The organism is Streptomyces sp. SID13666 (assembly GCF_010548325.1).
In the GTDB taxonomy this organism is placed as follows: Bacteria; Actinomycetota; Actinomycetes; order Streptomycetales; family Streptomycetaceae; genus Actinacidiphila; species Actinacidiphila fildesensis.
The window spans coordinates 131,000-146,039 of the sequence record NZ_JAAGLX010000001.1 but is presented as its reverse complement, the minus strand read 5'-3'; the positions used below and the strand labels follow the sequence as shown (position 1 = coordinate 146,039).

The 15,040-nt window shown below is 71.2% G+C and carries 15 protein-coding genes; 8 read left to right on the top strand and 7 right to left on the bottom strand.

Translation table 11 applies throughout. From position 1 onward, the window contains the following. Positions 1–62: 62 nt before the first annotated feature. The 3 genes from G3I60_RS00680 to G3I60_RS00670 all read right to left on the bottom strand — a co-directional run bounded on the left by G3I60_RS00680 (position 63) and on the right by G3I60_RS00670 (position 1,929). Positions 63–524 carry a MarR family winged helix-turn-helix transcriptional regulator gene (locus G3I60_RS00680; protein WP_164292892.1) on the bottom strand — a complete coding sequence of 154 codons (462 nt, stop codon included), beginning with the start codon at positions 522–524 and terminating at the stop codon, positions 63–65. Next, complete coding sequence (locus G3I60_RS00675) at positions 518–1,156, bottom strand: DJ-1/PfpI family protein (RefSeq protein ID WP_164292655.1); 639 nt, start codon at positions 1,154–1,156, stop codon at positions 518–520. Before G3I60_RS00675 ends, G3I60_RS00680 begins: the two co-directional genes overlap by 7 nt. A gap of 380 nt (positions 1,157–1,536) precedes the next feature. Then, positions 1,537–1,929 (bottom strand): barstar family protein, encoded by a 393-nt coding sequence (locus G3I60_RS00670; RefSeq protein ID WP_164292656.1) that lies wholly within the window; start codon positions 1,927–1,929, stop codon positions 1,537–1,539. Positions 1,930–2,212: 283 nt separating this feature from the next. Between G3I60_RS00670 and G3I60_RS00665 the strand changes: the two genes are divergently transcribed. From G3I60_RS00665 to G3I60_RS00650, 4 genes are all read left to right on the top strand, one after another. Beyond that, complete coding sequence (locus tag G3I60_RS00665; RefSeq protein ID WP_164292657.1) at positions 2,213–4,150, top strand: phosphocholine-specific phospholipase C; 1,938 nt, start codon at positions 2,213–2,215, stop codon at positions 4,148–4,150. Between the two features lie 245 nt (positions 4,151–4,395). Next, positions 4,396–5,142, top strand: a complete 747-nt coding sequence (locus G3I60_RS00660) for a class I SAM-dependent methyltransferase (protein WP_164292658.1) — start codon at positions 4,396–4,398, stop codon at positions 5,140–5,142. Positions 5,143–5,223: 81 nt separating this feature from the next. After that, positions 5,224–5,676 (top strand): HIT family protein, encoded by a 453-nt coding sequence (locus G3I60_RS00655; RefSeq protein WP_138351426.1) that lies wholly within the window; start codon positions 5,224–5,226, stop codon positions 5,674–5,676. Positions 5,677–5,729: 53 nt separating this feature from the next. After that, on the top strand, positions 5,730–6,221 hold the full coding sequence (locus tag G3I60_RS00650) for an SRPBCC family protein (protein ID WP_138351425.1): 492 nt from the start codon (positions 5,730–5,732) through the stop codon (positions 6,219–6,221). Between the two features lie 51 nt (positions 6,222–6,272). Here the strand turns inward: G3I60_RS00650 and G3I60_RS00645 are convergent, their stop codons facing one another. Next, positions 6,273–6,923 carry a LysE family transporter gene (locus tag G3I60_RS00645; protein WP_164292659.1) on the bottom strand — a complete coding sequence of 217 codons (651 nt, stop codon included), beginning with the start codon at positions 6,921–6,923 and terminating at the stop codon, positions 6,273–6,275. Between the two features lie 111 nt (positions 6,924–7,034). Next, a complete protein-coding gene (locus G3I60_RS00640) occupies positions 7,035–7,757 on the bottom strand; it encodes a phosphatase PAP2 family protein (protein WP_164292660.1) in 723 nt (240 codons plus the stop codon). Positions 7,758–8,524: 767 nt separating this feature from the next. Here G3I60_RS00640 and G3I60_RS00635 point away from each other — a divergent pair. The 3 genes from G3I60_RS00635 to G3I60_RS00625 all read left to right on the top strand — a co-directional run bounded on the left by G3I60_RS00635 (position 8,525) and on the right by G3I60_RS00625 (position 12,492). Further along, a complete protein-coding gene (locus G3I60_RS00635) occupies positions 8,525–9,769 on the top strand; it encodes an MFS transporter (protein ID WP_343240789.1) in 1,245 nt (414 codons plus the stop codon). 180 nt (positions 9,770–9,949) lie between these two features. Further along, positions 9,950–10,855, top strand: a complete 906-nt coding sequence (gene surE, locus G3I60_RS00630) for a 5'/3'-nucleotidase SurE (RefSeq protein WP_164292661.1) — start codon at positions 9,950–9,952, stop codon at positions 10,853–10,855. Positions 10,856–10,905: 50 nt separating this feature from the next. Further along, entirely contained in the window at positions 10,906–12,492 is a 1,587-nt protein-coding gene (locus G3I60_RS00625; protein ID WP_164292662.1) for a carboxylesterase family protein, read from the top strand. Positions 12,493–12,583: 91 nt separating this feature from the next. Here G3I60_RS00625 and G3I60_RS00620 read toward each other — a convergent pair whose 3' ends face one another. Next, positions 12,584–13,102: a hypothetical protein gene (locus G3I60_RS00620; RefSeq protein ID WP_164292663.1), complete on the bottom strand. Its 519-nt coding sequence runs from the start codon at positions 13,100–13,102 to the stop codon at positions 12,584–12,586. Between the two features lie 34 nt (positions 13,103–13,136). Further along, a complete protein-coding gene (locus G3I60_RS00615) occupies positions 13,137–13,376 on the bottom strand; it encodes a hypothetical protein (protein WP_164292664.1) in 240 nt (79 codons plus the stop codon). A 339-nt stretch (positions 13,377–13,715) separates the two neighbouring features. On the opposite strand from G3I60_RS00615, the gene G3I60_RS00610 reads away from it, so the two are divergent. Beyond that, a complete protein-coding gene (locus tag G3I60_RS00610) occupies positions 13,716–15,023 on the top strand; it encodes a hypothetical protein (protein ID WP_164292665.1) in 1,308 nt (435 codons plus the stop codon). Positions 15,024–15,040 lie beyond the last annotated feature (17 nt).

Here is a 15,040-nt window from a genome sequence, read left to right as displayed (position 1 = left end):
CGACCTGGGCGATCCGGAACGCGGCGGCGGTCGCCGACCTGGTGACCGGCCGACAACGCTGTTCACCCTGCCGAGTCCCCATCTGCACCCGCGACCGCGTCCATGGCCTCGGACAGCCTTTCCAGGACGCGAAGCGTCGCCGCGAAATCCTCCGGACCGAGTTCGTCGGCCAGTCGCGCGGCCAGGTCCGCGTGAGCCGGGCCGATCCGCTGCACCGCGGCTCGTCCCTGCTCGGTCGGGCGCAGCAGTTTCGCCGTGCGGTGGGCCGGATTCGGCACGTACTCGGCGAGGCCCTTGCCGGCCAGCAGGTCGGCGATGCGCTGAACACCCTGCCGGGTCACGCCCATCGCCCTGGCGATACCGGAGACCGGCAGCGGCTCGCGCAGCAGGGCGCCCAGCACCTGCCACCATGCCGCGGTCAGGCCCACCGGCCGGGCCATCCGTTCGGAGACCTCGAGGAACTGGCCGTTGAGCCGGAAGACGGCCAGCGCCGTCCCGGACAGCAGCTCGCCGTCCTTCACGATCCGGCCGCCATCAGCACGGGGAACGCGCTCGGGTCGGAGTGCGCGAACAGCCGGTACCAGGCGTCCAGGACGCGCGGCTCGTAGAGGTCGAGCCTGGCGAAGATCTCGCGGGCGAACGCGACCGGTTCGGTCGGCCCGGCCGTGATCAGGTCGCCGGTCGTCACCGCCGGCGCTTCCAGGTAGCGGTCGCCGCCCTTGTAGCCGGTCGCGGCGAGGTACTCGGCCGCGGCGCTGGTGTGTTCACGGTCGTCGAGCAGCCCTTCACGGGCCAGACCGGCGGTCGCACCGCAGATCGCGGCGACGGGGACACCGGCCGCGAGGAAATCACGCGCCGCGCGCCCGAAGGCGGCGAGATCGTCCGACAGGTCCCACAGGCCGGCGCCCGGCAGGATGAGCAGCGCGGCCTCCTGCGGCGAGATCCCGGCCAGCGCGACTTCGGGGACGATCCGCACACCTCCCGCTGTGGTCACCGGCTCCGTGCTCGTACCCACCGTCCGCACCTGGTACCGGCCGGGCCGGCGCTGCCACTGCGTGCTGTTGATGTGCGCGATCGCATGCCCGACCTCCCAGTCGGACCATGTGTCGTACACCGCCACGTACACCGTCTTCGTCTCGTGCTCTCGCGTCTCCATACGCAACATGTTGTCACATCGACAGCATGTTGTCGAGTACTGGCCCCACTGGCCCCACTGGCCCCGCTGTCGTGTCCGCTGCCTGTCGTGACACGGCGCACCCCCGCCGCCCACTTCGGTCCACGTCAGAACGCGTGCGGTTCCCGGAGTGAACCGCCGTGGCCCGCCAGGGAGATGGCGCCGCCGTCGAGGAGCTGGAGCCCCAGCGGCGTCCGCTGTCAGCGCCCGCCTTGGCGGCCGCCGGACCCGCACTCGGACTGCGGCGACGCGGATCAGGCCGAGGTGAACAGTACGTCCCGCAGGGCCGCGCCAGGCCGCACAGGCGGCGAAACGGCTCAATCCTGACCCTCGCCGGCATCGATCGGCGGCGATCCGGCCGGTCAGAGCAACCGCAGCACTTCGGGTGTCCTGCCACCCTCCGTCATGATGTCCACCAGCCAGTCGAAGACCGTCCTGCCCTGTTCCGCCTCGGCGCGCTCCAGGTCCCGTTGGACCAGCCCCCGGTTGGTGGGGTGGCAGCGCCCCAGCCGGATGCGGAGCTGCCGCACGGTCTCCGGGTAGCCGAGGGCCTGCCGGGAGAGCTGGTGGTCGCGCCACTCGATGAAGAAGTCGTCGTCATCGGGTGTTCCGAACCCGCCGCGCAGGCAGTCGTTGAACGCGTCGAGGTTGCGGCCGAAGTACCCGCCGGGGCCGTTCACCGCCTCGCCGATCAGCTGCCAGAAGCGCTCCAGGTCCGTGACCTCGCCGCCGTCGATCACATAGCTCACCGTCATGGGCCGAGCATACGAAACCCCTCGTGCAGCCGGCTCCCGCGGGGGAACTCCGGTCGGATAATCAGCCGCGATGCCGGCGGGATTTTTCGACACCAAATCCAAAACCTTTTCCAGAATTCCTTTCATGGGACCCGCGTGGAATACTCCACGCCAGCGTGGATCACTGATGGGTCGTCACCCCGACCGGCCCCTGCCGAATTGCGGGCGCGAGCGCCGCCACTCCTGTGCGGCCCTGCGACGCCGCCGCTGCCATCGCCACCGTCGCGCTCCGAAAGGCCGATCGATGACTCCGCTCAGCCGCCGTACCTTCCTGTCGGCCACCGCCGCCGGCGCGGCCACCATGGTCGGTCTCGCCCAGGACGCGGCCGCGGCCCCCACCGGCACCGTGGCCGACGTGAAGCACGTGGTCATCCTGATGCAGGAGAACCGCTCCTTCGACCACTACTTCGGAACCCTGAACGGCGTCCGCGGCTTCGGTGACAAGCAGGCCCTGCAGTTCCCCGGCGGCGGCGACGTCTTCCGCCAGCCCGACCCGGCCCGCACCGACGGCGGCGTCATGCTCCCGTACCGGATGGACACGTCGAAGTACAACGCGCAGAACGCCGCCGGCCTCCCGCACGACTTCTCCACCGGGCACCAGGCCGTCAACAACGGCGCGATGAACGCCTGGATCGCCGCCAAGGGCGAGCGCACCATGGGCTACTTCACCCGCGCGGACATCCCGTACCAGTACGCGCTGGCCGACGCGTTCACCCTCTGCGACGCGTACTTCTGTTCACTGGCCGGCCCCACGATCCCGAACCGGCTCTATCTGTGGAGCGGCACCTCAGGACCGGGCCGGGACGGCACCACCGGTCCCTGGACCGACAACACGGCGAGCGCGGACAATCCCGTCACCGACTGGACGACCTATGCGGAACGGCTGGAGGCCGCCAAGGTCAGCTGGCGCGTCTACCACAATCCGACCGAGGACGACCTGACCGGGGACTACGGCGACAACGCCCTCGCGTACTTCAAGCAGTTCCACACCTACGCCAAGAACGATCCGCGGTACATCAACGCGATGACGAAGTTCGATCTCACCGTCTTCGACCAGCACTGCAAGGACGGCTCGCTGCCCACCGTCTCCTGGCTGGTCGCGCCGTACGTGTACTGCGAACACCCCACCGCGAGTCCGGACTACGGCGCCTGGTGGGTCAACTCCGCCCTGCAGTCGCTGATGGCGAATGCGCAGCTGTGGAAGGAGACCGTGTTCCTGGTGATGTACGACGAGAACGACGGCTACTTCGACCACATGATCCCGCCCACCCCCGAGCCCGGCACCCCTGAGGAGTTCGCCCAGGGCCGGCCGGTCGGGCTGGGCAGCCGGGTGCCGCTGTGGGTGGTCTCCCCCTGGTCGCGTGGCGGGTACGTCAATTCCCAGGTCTCCGACCACACCTCCGTACTGCGCTTCCTGGAGAAGGTGACGGGTGTCCAGGAGCCCAACATCAGCGCCTGGCGCCGGACCGTGTGCGGCGACCTCACCAGTTGCTTCGACTTCACCACACCGGACTACAGCATCCCCGAACTGCCCGACACGGTCGCGCTGATGGCCAAGGCCGACGCCGGAACGCAACTCCCCGCCGTCGCCCTGCCCGCCCCCGGCACCCAGTACGTACCCGCGCAGGAGACCGCGGCGCGGCCGCATCGCCGACTGCCCTACGCCCCGGGCGCCGACCTCGCGGTCGACCGCGCGACCGGTGTACTGACCTGCACCATGACCAACGCCGGTGCGGCCGGCTTCCACTACACCGTCTACCCGAACATCACGTACACCTTCGCCGGCACCCCGTTCACGGTCGCCCCGGGCGCCTCGAAGACCTACACGTGGGTCACGTCGGAGGCCGACGCACGCTACGACTTCACCGTGCACGGCCCCGACGGCTTCGTCCGCCTCTTCGCCGGAACGGTCGTCCCCGCCGGCCGGAACGACGCCGCGGTGCCGTCGGTGACGGCGTCCCTCGGCACATCCCTCAGCCTGAACCTCGTCAACGACGGACTGACCGGAGTCTCCTTCGCCATCACCCCGAACGACTACGCCGGCACCGCGCAGACCGTTACGGTGGCCCCCAACTCCCGCACCACCCTCACCTGGCCGCTGGACGGCGGCCGCTACGACGTCACCGTCACGGCCGGCACCGGCACCGGGTTCGTCCAGCGGTACGCCGGAACCGTGCACTGACGCGACGCAGCCGCCGGACCCGCGGCTCCGGGCTGATCGGAAAGTCACCTGAGGGTGCCAGGGAATGCCTCCGTCACGGGCTTCGGCGAAGGCGTGGGCGACCGGGTGCGCGGGGTCGGGGGTGAGGGCGCCAGGCCCCCGGCGCGGGCCTGCAGAGCATCCCCTGGCGCCTCCGTCAAACCCCATCTGACCTGGCCTTTCACCGTCTTCTGGCATAGGATTGCCCTTCGCGAAAGGGGGTCCGGATGGACCGGAACATACGCACGGTCGACGACGTTCTGCAGCTCCTGGACGGCCTGTTCGCGCCCGGGGCCGATCGCTGGACGGCCGGCGCGGCCGACTGGTGGGACGGCTTCTACGCGGACCGCTCCAGGCCGGTGCCGTTCTTCGTCGCGAGGCCGGACGAGAGCCTGGCCTCCTACCTCGACCGTGGCCTGATCGCTCCGGGCCGCGCCCTCGATCTGGGCTGCGGCCCTGGCCGTAACGCCCTCCACCTCGCCTCGCTGGGCTTCGAGGTGGACGCCGTCGACCTCTCCCCCGCCGCCATCACGTGGGCCGAGGACCGCGCCCGCGAGGCAGGGGCCGACATCCGGTTCCACTGCGCCGACGCCTTCGCCCTCGCCGAGGCCGAACTGAGCGGCCCGTACGACCTCATCCACGACTCGGGCTGTTTCCACCACCTGCCGCCCCACCGCCGCATCAGCTACCTCGCCCTCCTCGACCGTGCTCTCGCCCCCGGCGGACATCTCGCCCTGACGTGCTTCGCGGCCGGCGAGGCCGGCATGGGCTCCGAACTCCCCGACACGGACTTCTACCGCGAATCCGGCCTCCAGGGCGGACTCGCCTACACCCCGGAGTCCCTGCGCTGGATCTTCTCCGACCTGACGGAGATCGAACTGCGCCGCATGCACGACGAACCGCCGGAGTCCGCGTACTTCGGCGAGCCCTTCCTGTGGACGGCCCTGTTCCGCCGCGACACCGGGGCCCGGTAGTCCGCCCGGCAGCCCGGACCGGATCGCCCTGTCCGAACATCGCCCTCGGCCTGAGGGCGGGCGGGCCCTAGGCTCAGGCGCATGCCGATACCGAACTGCTACGCGTGCGCCAAGGAGTCCGGGTTCGACGACCTGCCGCCGCGCGAGCGCATCGTCGCCGACGAGCACTGGCGCGTGGTCCACGCACTCGACACCGCGCTGCCCGGCTGGCTGGTGCTGCTGCCCCGCCGCCACGTCACCGCGGTGCACGAGCTCACCGACGCGGAGGCCGCCGCCCTCGGAAGCTGGCAGGTCAGGCTCTCCCGGGCCCTGCACCGGGTGACGGGGTGCGCGAAGACCTACGTCGTACAGTTCGCCGAGGCCGAGGGCTTCGCGCACGTCCACTTCCACATCGTGCCGCGGATGCCGGACCTGCCCCGGGAACTGCGTGGCCCCCACGTGTTCGGCCTGCTCCAACGCCCTGAGCGGGAGTGTGTGCCGGCCGACCAGGCCGACGGGATCGCCCACGCCCTCCGTCGTGAACTCACCTCGTGACCAGCCATCATGACCAGCACCCCGGGTCACCCCTCAGCGGAGGAGACAACCCCATGCGCATACCGCGATTCCCTGAGGCCGCAGCGACCGGCACGGTGACCATCCGGGTGCCCCCGACCGAGGCGTACCGCATCATCAGCGATCCACCTGTCATGATCCGCTTCGCCGAGGAGGCGCACCGGGCCCGTTGGCTGAACGGCGCGGGGACCCCGGCCGTCGGCGCACGCTTCCAGGGCTACAACCGGAACGGTCTCCGGCGCTGGGCCACCACCTGCCGCATCACGGACGCCGACCCCGCACGGCGCTTCGCCTACGAGGTGACGGCGCCGCTCAGGATCCCCATCTCCCGCTGGCAGTACGACATCGAACCCAGCGCCGAAGGCTGTACCGTCACCGAGACCAACTGGCTGCGGGTCCCGCTGTGGTTCATCCCCTTCGCCATCGTGATCACCGGCGTGTTCGACCGTATCGGCGCCAACAACTCCAACATCACCACCACGCTGCAGCGCCTCAAGGCACACCTGGAGTCAGCCCCGGTCTCCTGAGGGATCCGGGCCTTCATCCGGGACGGTCGGCCTGGAGCGGTTCGCCGGGGTTCATGAGGTGGCGGTCGTCCGGAGCGTGGCCACCAGCCCCGGGCCGAACTCCGCGAGCAGCAGCCCGGACGCGGCCATCAGCAGGACGCCGGACCCGGCGAGTGTCCAGCGGAAGCCCCGCGTTCCGATCCGGTGCCGGGCGCGGGCGATGACGAGGGCCAGCGACGCCTTGCTGCCCACCAGCAGGAGGTAGAACCCGAACAGGAACGACCCGGCCTCCAGGGACCCGTGCCGCCAGGCCGCGACGAGCAGCGGCGCGCCCGTGGTGAGCCAGAACATCCACGGGTGCGGGCTGAGGAGGTTGGCCAGCGCCCCCTGCCACAGGGCCCGCTTCGCCTGGTCCCCGGCATCCGACCCGTCACGGCTGGGCAGTTGCGCGGTCCGGGCCTCGCGCAGCGTGGACAGCGCCAGGTACAGGAGGAAGAACCCTCCGACGACGCCGCCCATGGAGGTCGCCGCGTCCGGCAACATGGCCAGTACCGTCACGGCCGACACGATCACCGGCAGGTCGGTGAGGAGCGGAACGGCGGCGACCCTCAACCCGATCCCCAGACCGCCCCGCAGCGTCCCGGACAGCACCAGCGCCAGCAGCGGTCCCGGGCTGATGCCGGCGCTGAAACCCAGAGCGATCCCCAAAGCGAGCTCTCGCACAGCGCTATGTCTCCTCGAGATCGTGCGGCGTCGTCGTGCGGCCGCCCCGTGCCCGGTCGCCCCCGTCGCCAAGGTAGCGGGTCGGCCGTGGCGCGCCGGACGGTCCCGCCGTCACTCCCACAGCCGGTCGGCGGCCGCGCGCACCGCTTCCCCCCTGAGCAGCGGCGCGAAGGCCAGCCAGACCAGCAGGCCGGTGCCGGCGCCTGCCAGCAGCCCCGCGACGGTGTCGCTGAGCCACTGCGCGTGCAGCCAGGTACGGCTCCACATCATCGCGGCGACATAGGAGCCGCCGATCAGCCACCACCAGCGCCGCGCGCGGGGCCGGAACGCTACCACCGCGACCGCGATCACCAGCGTCGTCGCGGTGAAGACCTCCCCGGAGGGGAACGAGCCGCTGTTCACCAGAACCCACGGCCGGGGCGGACGCGGCCGGTCGACCACCTGCTTCAGCGGCAGAATCACCAGGATGTTCGCGAGTACGGCGGATGTGAAGACGAAGATCGCGGACCTCCAACGCCCGTACACACACAGACAGCCGATCAGGCCGAGGGGGAAGACGAGGCCCAACGGCCCGCCCAGCCGGTCGAGATCGCGGGCCAGGTCGGAGGCCGTACCCGTACGCTCCCCGGTCATCCACACCAGCCAGCGGTCGTCGAGACCTTCGAAGAACGGGGGCCGGTCACCGCGGAGCATCAGTCCGATGCCCGCGGCCAGCGACAGCAGGGTGATGCCCGCAACCAGAGCGCCCCGGGGCGGGATGGCGGGGAGATGGTGCCGAGGCGGCGCCACCGGTGGTGGTGGCGGTGGATCGGACAGGTGAGTCGCGTTCTGCATGATCGGCCTTTCACGGTCGGCTCACCGGGCGGACGGGCCCGGGGCACGTGGCGAGGGGACGGACGGCTGTACGCAGTGCTGTGCTCAGGGGTCCGCGCAGGATGTGCGCAGGGGGTATCGCCGCCGCGCGGCCGGCTCGTGGCGGCCCCCGGTGCGGAGCGAGGGGATGCGGAGCGGGCGGGTACGGGGCGGTGCGGGCCGAGGGTGTCCCCGCGCGTTCGCGTCTGGGGTGCACCGGGCTCCCGGGCGGTCTCGCGCCGCCGGTAGGCATTGCGCATTTTTGACCGTCGCAACGAAGACGATACACATCGAAGCGCTTCCCGCCGACCCCGAGGCGGTACGAGATCCGCCCCCATCCGACCGGGGAGCGTGGAATCCCAGGCCCGCCCGGGCCGAGAGTGCGGATTTCCGGGCCCACCCCAGCACAGCGGCTCACGTCTGCACAGTGCCGCGACCGGATTAGTTACACGTGCATATATTCCGGCCCGACCGATCATCACGATCCGTATCGCGGTTCGGAAACAGATCTGGTGCGGGAAGCGGAAGGGTGCTACACAGTGCTTACCGCGTTGGATAACACGTGTAACCAATCATGGCGATGACGTGCCCGCACCGCTCGGGTCACCCCGCCACCACCGCTCGAACCCGGGCCCCTTTCCCTCCCCCGCTCCCGTTCCACGCCACCGCTCCGTCCCTCAAGGAGTCGACATGTACGCCCTCAGCATCCGCCGCGCCCCGGCCGCGGCCCTCGGACTCCGGAGGACGCCGTGACCGCGACCGAAGTGCTCCAGCCGCCCACCCGCCCGGCACCGGAGACGCCACGACACCGTGGACTCCTGACACTGCTGCTGGTGGCCAACGCATCCATGCTGGCTGTGTACATGGGTGTCGGCGCGGTTCTGCTGCCGACCCAGATCGAGTCGATCGATCCCGCCCACAAGGTCGCCATCCTGGGCGTGGTGGGCGGCATCAGCGCGGTCTTCGCCACCGCGTTCAACCCGATCGCCGGCGCGTTGTCGGACCGGACCGGCCGGCGCAACCCCTGGATCCTGGGCGGCGCCTTCGCCTCACTCGCGGGCCTCGCGTTCATCGGCAGTGTGCACACCGCGCTGCTGGTGGGCATCGGATGGTGCCTGGTGCAGGCGACGATGAACGTCTACCAGGCCGCGGTCACCGCCGTGGTGCCCGACCGCATTCCCGCCGCCCGCCGCGGAACGGCGTCCGCACTCGTCGGGCTGGCGCTGCCGATCGGCGGCACGGTCGGCGTGCTGATCGGCTCACAGACCGCACACCATCTGCGCACCGGCTACCTGGTGTTCGGGGTGCTCGTCGCCGGCGCCGCGGTCCTGCTGACGACGCTCTGCCGCGATGTGCCCCGGCGCGAGCCCGCACCGGCCGTACCGCGCCGCGAACAGCTGGCCGCGTTCCTGTCGGCGCTGTCCCATCACGACTTCCGCTGGGCCTTCATCGGCCGGGCCCTGATGGTGCTCGGATACTTCTCGGTCGCCGGATACCAGCTGTACATCCTGGACGATCACATCGCGCTGCCCGCCGGTCTGGAACCGGCCGCGGCGATGGCGATCCTCACCCCGGTCTCGATGGTCGCGATGGCCGTCTCGACCGTGGTCGGCGGTCTGCTCTCCGACCGATGGAACCGGCGCAAGGTGTTCGTCGCCGTCTCGGCCGCCCTCGCGGGACTGGTCATGGCCGTCCCCGTGATCAGCCCCACCTGGACCGGGATGATCGTCTTCAGCGCGCTCAACGGTCTGGCCTTCGGCTGCTTCATGGCGGTGGACACCGCTCTCGTCACGCTCGTCCTGCCCAGGGCGGAGGACGCCGCCCGGGACATGGGCGTGCTCAACATCGCCAACGCCGGGCCGCAGATCATCGCCCCGTTCGTCGCGTCCGCGATCGTCACCACCCTCGGCGGCTACACCCCGCTGTTCCTGGTCGGCGGCGCCCTGTCGCTGCTGGGCGCGCTGGCGATCCTCCCGATCCGCAGCGTCCGCTGACCGGCTGACCCGGCTGCCACCACTCACTCCGGCATCCACGGCATCACCCCTGTTCCCGGTATCCGCGTCGTCCGCCGGATCCGGAGACCTGATCCGACAAGAACTCCGGCGGGTCGCGGACCGTCCACCGGTCCGCCACCCGCCGGTCCCACCGCTGCCCCGACTCAAAGGAGCAACACCGTGAGACGTCAGCACGTGCTGTCCTCGGCCGCCCTGCTGTTGTGCTTGTCCGCCGCCTCTGTGACACTGCCCGCGGCCGCGGCCCAACCCGCCGCGCCCTCCGGCCCGCTGCGCATCCTGCTCACCAACGACGACGGCTACAACGCGCCCGGTATCCGAGCCGAGTACGACCGGCTGACCGCCGCCGGCCATCAGGTCACCATCGTCGCCCCGCTGCAGAACCAGAGCGGCGCCGGAACGAAGATGATGAGCGCGACCAGCGTCGTGGTGCAGCACCCCGAGGCCCAGGTGTGGGCCGTGGACGGCACCCCGGGCGACGCGGTGGCCTTCGGGCTCTCCCAGGTGTTCGCCGACCGGGCCCCCGACCTGGTGATCTCGGGCACCAACTTCGGGACCAACGTGGCGGGCTTCGCCACCCACTCCGGCACCGTCGGAGGCGCCATCGCCGCCCTGGAACGGGGCATCCCCGCCATCGCGGTGAGCACCGGCAGTTTCTCCGTGCCCGCCCCCGGGCCCACCCTCAACGCCATGCGCGTCACCGCCGACTTCACCGTCAAGCTCATCGACCGGCTCCAGGCCCGCGCGAAGTCCGGGCACCTGCTGCCCGACGGTGTCGGTCTGAACGTCAACCACCCCATCGTCGGCACGGACGGCACCGGCACCGCGCGCGGTGTCTCCCTCACCTTCCAGGACGCCCAGACGGTGCTCACCCCGCACTACACCGACGCGGGCGACGGCACGTGGAAGGTCACGGTCTCGTTCGACCCGCTCACTCCCGCGAAGGGCTCCGACGTGGCGGCGGTCAACGCCGACAAGGTCTCCATCGCCCCCATGAACGCCGACTGGAACAGCGGCCCGGCCAACTTCGCGGCGGCCACCGCCCTGCTCGCCGGGCTGCGCCCGTGACCGGCCACGCCGCAAGATCCGGGCCCCGCTCCCGACGGCCCCTCCGCCTCGTGGTTCTGTTCGCGCTGGCCGCCCTGTTCCTCCAAGCGCTGCCCGCTTCCGCCGCGCCGTCCGCCAAGGGGTCCGCGAGCCCGCCGGTGGTGGCGGTCTCCGACGGCATCCTGCGGGGGCAGGTCCATGACGGGGCGCAGGAGTTCCTCGGCATTCCCTATGCGGCGCCGCCCGTCGGCAACCTGCGGTTCCAGGCGCCGGAGCGGCCGGCCCGGTGGAACGGGGTACGGGACGCGACGACGCAGGCACCCGCGTGTCTGCAGTTCTCACCGTTCGGGCTGCGGGACCCGCAGGCCGTCAGCGAGAACTGCCTCTTCCTCGACGTGTACCGCCCTCGGGACGCCCGTCCGGGAGCGAACCTGCCGGTGCTCTTCTGGATGCACGGGGGCGGCTACAGCCAGGGCACCGGGACCCAGTTCGGTGGCCGCACCATGGCCGACCTCACCCATACCGTGGTGGTCAGCATCAACTACCGGCTCGGTCAGCTCGGTTACCTGGCGCTGCCGGAGCTCGCACGGCAGAACGCGCTGCGCTCCGGGTCCTGGGGCCTCATGGACCAGCTCGCGGCCCTGCAGTGGACCAAGCAGAACATCGCGGCGTTCGGCGGTGCACCGGGCAACATCACGATCTCCGGGCAGTCCGCGGGCAGCGGTTCGGTCTGCTCGCTGCTCGCCGCACCGCAGGCGGCCGGGCTGTTCTCCCGCGCCGTCCTGCAGAGCGGTCCGTGCACGCTGCTGGCCGCACCGGACCGTGCCCAGGCGGAGACCGCGGCCCGGACCTACGCCACCGCGGCCGGCTGCCCCGCCCCGAAGGTGAGCGCCGGCTGTCTGCGGGCCGCCCCGGCGGACCGGCTGACGGCGGCCGCCGTCACGCTGCCGACGAGCGGGCCCGCGTTCGGTGATCTCCTGCTGCCCGCGCAGCCATCCGAGGCGATCGCCGCCGGGGCCTGGAACAAGGTGCCGGTCCTGATCGGCAGCAACCGCTCCGAGAGCAGGCTCTTCGTGGCGCTGACCCAGCCGTATCTGACCGCGCAGCAGTACACGGACCAGATCACGGCGACGTACGGGCCGGCGGCGTCCCAGGTGCTGGCACGCTATCCGCTGGCCGGATACGCCAGCCCGTACCTCGCGATGTCCGCGCTGCTCACCGACTCCACCTTCGCCTGCCACACCTACTGGACGGCCGACACCTTCGCCGGACAGGTGCCCACGTACGTCTACGAGTTCGACGACCCGGACTCACCGACGCTGTACGGGGCGCAGGTCCCGGGAGTGGACATGGCCAACGCGCACAGCGCGGAACTCGCCTACCTCTACGACTTCACCATGGGCGACCGCCCGCTGACCGGTGCCCAGGTCGGCCTCGCCGACCGCATGAAGCGCTACTGGGCCGCGTTCGCCCGCTCCGGCAACCCCGGCGTGGCCGAACAGACCCCGTGGCCGGCGGTCGGCCCCCGGCATACGGTCCTCACCCTCAACCCCGTGGCCGACCGTACGTCCACCGCTTTCGCGGCGGATCACCAGTGCGGGTTCTGGGCCGGGGCGACCGCGCAGGGCACGAGCCCGGCCCGGAGGTCGTTCCGCTGACCGGCTGAAGCGCCGACCGGACGCACCGCCGACCCGAACCCCGTGCGGGTCGGGTCGGCGGTGCGATGGTCGGCCACCCCGGCGGATCGCGTCAGGTGACGACGGCGACCACGCGTACCGGAAGGTCCGTGTCGTCCTGGATCGCACCCCGCAGGAAGACGCGCCGGCCGGCGCGCCAGGCCCGGTGCGCGATGTAGTCCAGACCGCCGGTCGCGTCCTCGTCCGCGTCCCCGCTCTCGTCGACAGCGGTGAATCCGGTGGCGGCGAGCGGTGCCTCCGCCTCGTTCACCAGACCGGCCAGTGCCGCCTCGGCCGCCTCGTACGCGGCGTCCAGATCGTCCGCGTCGGCGTCCGGGTCCCAGTCGTCGGCATCTCCGTCCTCGTCGCCGTCGACGGCCCGCAGCCACAGGCTGAACTCGACCCGTGCGTCAGGACCGTCCCCCTGGATCCCGGCCACCAACTCGCCGCGCTCCCAGTGCCGGGTGAAGGACTCCCCCGCGAACTGCCGATTCACGGCCCACCCGGCTGCCCCGAGCGCGTCGGCGGCGGTCTCGCCGGAGAGTTCGCCGGCGTCGCGGAGCTGGTCGAGGACTGCGAGAACCTCGTTCATCTGTTCATTCCCATCGCAGGAACATGGAAGATCTTCAGTCTTTGCCATCAGCGAAGTGCTCCGGGAACTTCCCGCTGAGAAGCTCCGTGAAGGGGGTGGCGCCCTGCGGGCTGGAGATGGCGTACCGCAGTCCGTTGCCGCCGAGCGCGTCATTGAGGTCGAGCAGTTTCTCCGTCTGACTGGTGATCTTGCTCTCGTCGTAGTGCGTGTGCGCGGGGTTGTACTGCGAGGACGCCCACTGGTTCTCGTTGCCGGTCCACTTGCTCTCGACCATGAACCGTTGGCGTCCGGTCCCCCGTCCACATGGATCTTGCGGTCGCCGAGCTTCCGGACCTGCTCGTAGTCGGCCGGTCGAGCCGCCGGACGAGGGAGGGTCTAATCGGTTTGCCAGTGCCCCGGCGACCCACCATGATCGGGCACATGTACGACAGCAGGGACGACCTCATGAACGACCATCACCGGAAGGGCGGCCACCGCCCGTCCCGATGAGCGCCGCGGCACGGCCCCGTGAGGCGGCCGGCCCGCGCGCCCTGAGTCGTCACGCACCTTTTCCCGCCGTCAGGCAGCACCCCGGCGGGTCGAGGAAGCTCGCCGACCACTCAGGAGGAGAACGATGACCACCGAACTGTCCAAGGCCTGGGAGCTCTTCGACTCCGGCGACCCGCAGGGCGCGATGCGGACCCTCCGGTTCGCGGCGGACGCACTGCCGTCGGCCGAGATCGCACCACTCGTCGAGAAGCTGGCCCAGGGAGCCGGGTTCGCCGACCTCGCCGCGGCCTCGGCCGCTCTGACCGCCGACCCGGCCGGGGCCGGAGCGCTCTACGAGTTCGGTTATGCCTGCATCGGACGCGGTGTCTCCCACCTCGCCGTGCCGGCCCTCCGGGAGGCCCTGCGCCTCGCACTGGCTCCGCGCCGCGGCCTCCTCGGCCGGGCCCGCCGCACCCCCGCGCCACGGCAGGTCCTGCTGGAGCTGGCCGTCGCCCTGGAGGACGGGCAGCGGCACGCCGAGGCGGTCGGCCTCCTCCAGGAGCACGACGTGCTGACGGAGGACTGGCCGGACCGCTATCTGCTGGTGCACAACGCACTGATGGATGGTCAGGTCGAGCTCGGCCGCCAGGTGTTCGGCGCGCTCGGAGACCCTGACGAGACCTGGCGGCCGGCCGCCGAACGTATCCGCCACCTCCTCGCCCGCGCCACCGTCGCCACCCCCGTCGACCGCCAGGACCTGCGCGGATGGCACTACACCCTCACCGGCGGCCTGCTCACCACCGTGTCGCCCGCCGGCTTCCACCAGGGGATGACCGGCCGCTGGGCCTATCTGCAGGACGACTTCGGAGCGTGCCGCCACGGGTTGGAGCGACTGCGCGCCGTGCTGGCGGCCATGGACCGGAAGCCCGCGTCCGTCGCACTGCTGCCGGACCGCGGCAGCCGTGCCCTCGGCCTGGCGGCGGCCCGGATCCTCGGCCTGCCCACCGCACCGTACCGGCCGGGTACCGCGGACACCCTGGTGGTGGCGTACGACCTGAACGAGTGCGACCAGGAGCTGGTCGCGCACTTGCACGACCGCGCGCCGGGTGAGGTCCTGTACGAGCACGCGACCTGCTGGACGGATCCTCCCGCGGTCCCGGCCGATGTCTCCACCCTGCTGGTGCAGACCGTGATCGCCCCCTGGGCGTCCCGGATGCGGTTCACCGAGGACGGGGAGCGCGACGACATCCCGGCCGACGAGCGCTCGGCCGAGGAGCTGGCCGACGCGATCTGCGCCGCGGACCCGGAGCCCGACGCGGGCGACGACGATGCCCCGGCCGACCCCGACGAGCTGCTCGTGGCGTTCGCCGTACGGGTGAACGCCACCTGGCTCACGGGAGCCCGGGACCGTGTCCGCTCCTCCGGACCGGTTACCAGCTCGCGTTTCGCCTGATCACGACCGGTCCTGGT

Coding starts and splice junctions, on each gene's coding strand:
- G3I60_RS00655 (WP_138351426.1), top strand. CDS start 5,224: ATGCCGATACCGAACTGCTACGCGTGCGCCAAGGAGTCCGGGTTCGAC.
- G3I60_RS00640 (WP_164292660.1), bottom strand. CDS start 7,757: ATGCAGAACGCGACTCACCTGTCCGATCCACCGCCACCACCACCGGTG.
- G3I60_RS00675 (WP_164292655.1), bottom strand. CDS start 1,156: ATGGAGACGCGAGAGCACGAGACGAAGACGGTGTACGTGGCGGTGTAC.
- G3I60_RS00670 (WP_164292656.1), bottom strand. CDS start 1,929: ATGACGGTGAGCTATGTGATCGACGGCGGCGAGGTCACGGACCTGGAG.
- G3I60_RS00615 (WP_164292664.1), bottom strand. CDS start 13,376: ATGGTCGAGAGCAAGTGGACCGGCAACGAGAACCAGTGGGCGTCCTCG.
- G3I60_RS00610 (WP_164292665.1), top strand. CDS start 13,716: ATGACCACCGAACTGTCCAAGGCCTGGGAGCTCTTCGACTCCGGCGAC.
- G3I60_RS00650 (WP_138351425.1), top strand. CDS start 5,730: ATGCGCATACCGCGATTCCCTGAGGCCGCAGCGACCGGCACGGTGACC.
- G3I60_RS00620 (WP_164292663.1), bottom strand. CDS start 13,102: ATGAACGAGGTTCTCGCAGTCCTCGACCAGCTCCGCGACGCCGGCGAA.
- G3I60_RS00665 (WP_164292657.1), top strand. CDS start 2,213: ATGACTCCGCTCAGCCGCCGTACCTTCCTGTCGGCCACCGCCGCCGGC.
- G3I60_RS00660 (WP_164292658.1), top strand. CDS start 4,396: ATGGACCGGAACATACGCACGGTCGACGACGTTCTGCAGCTCCTGGAC.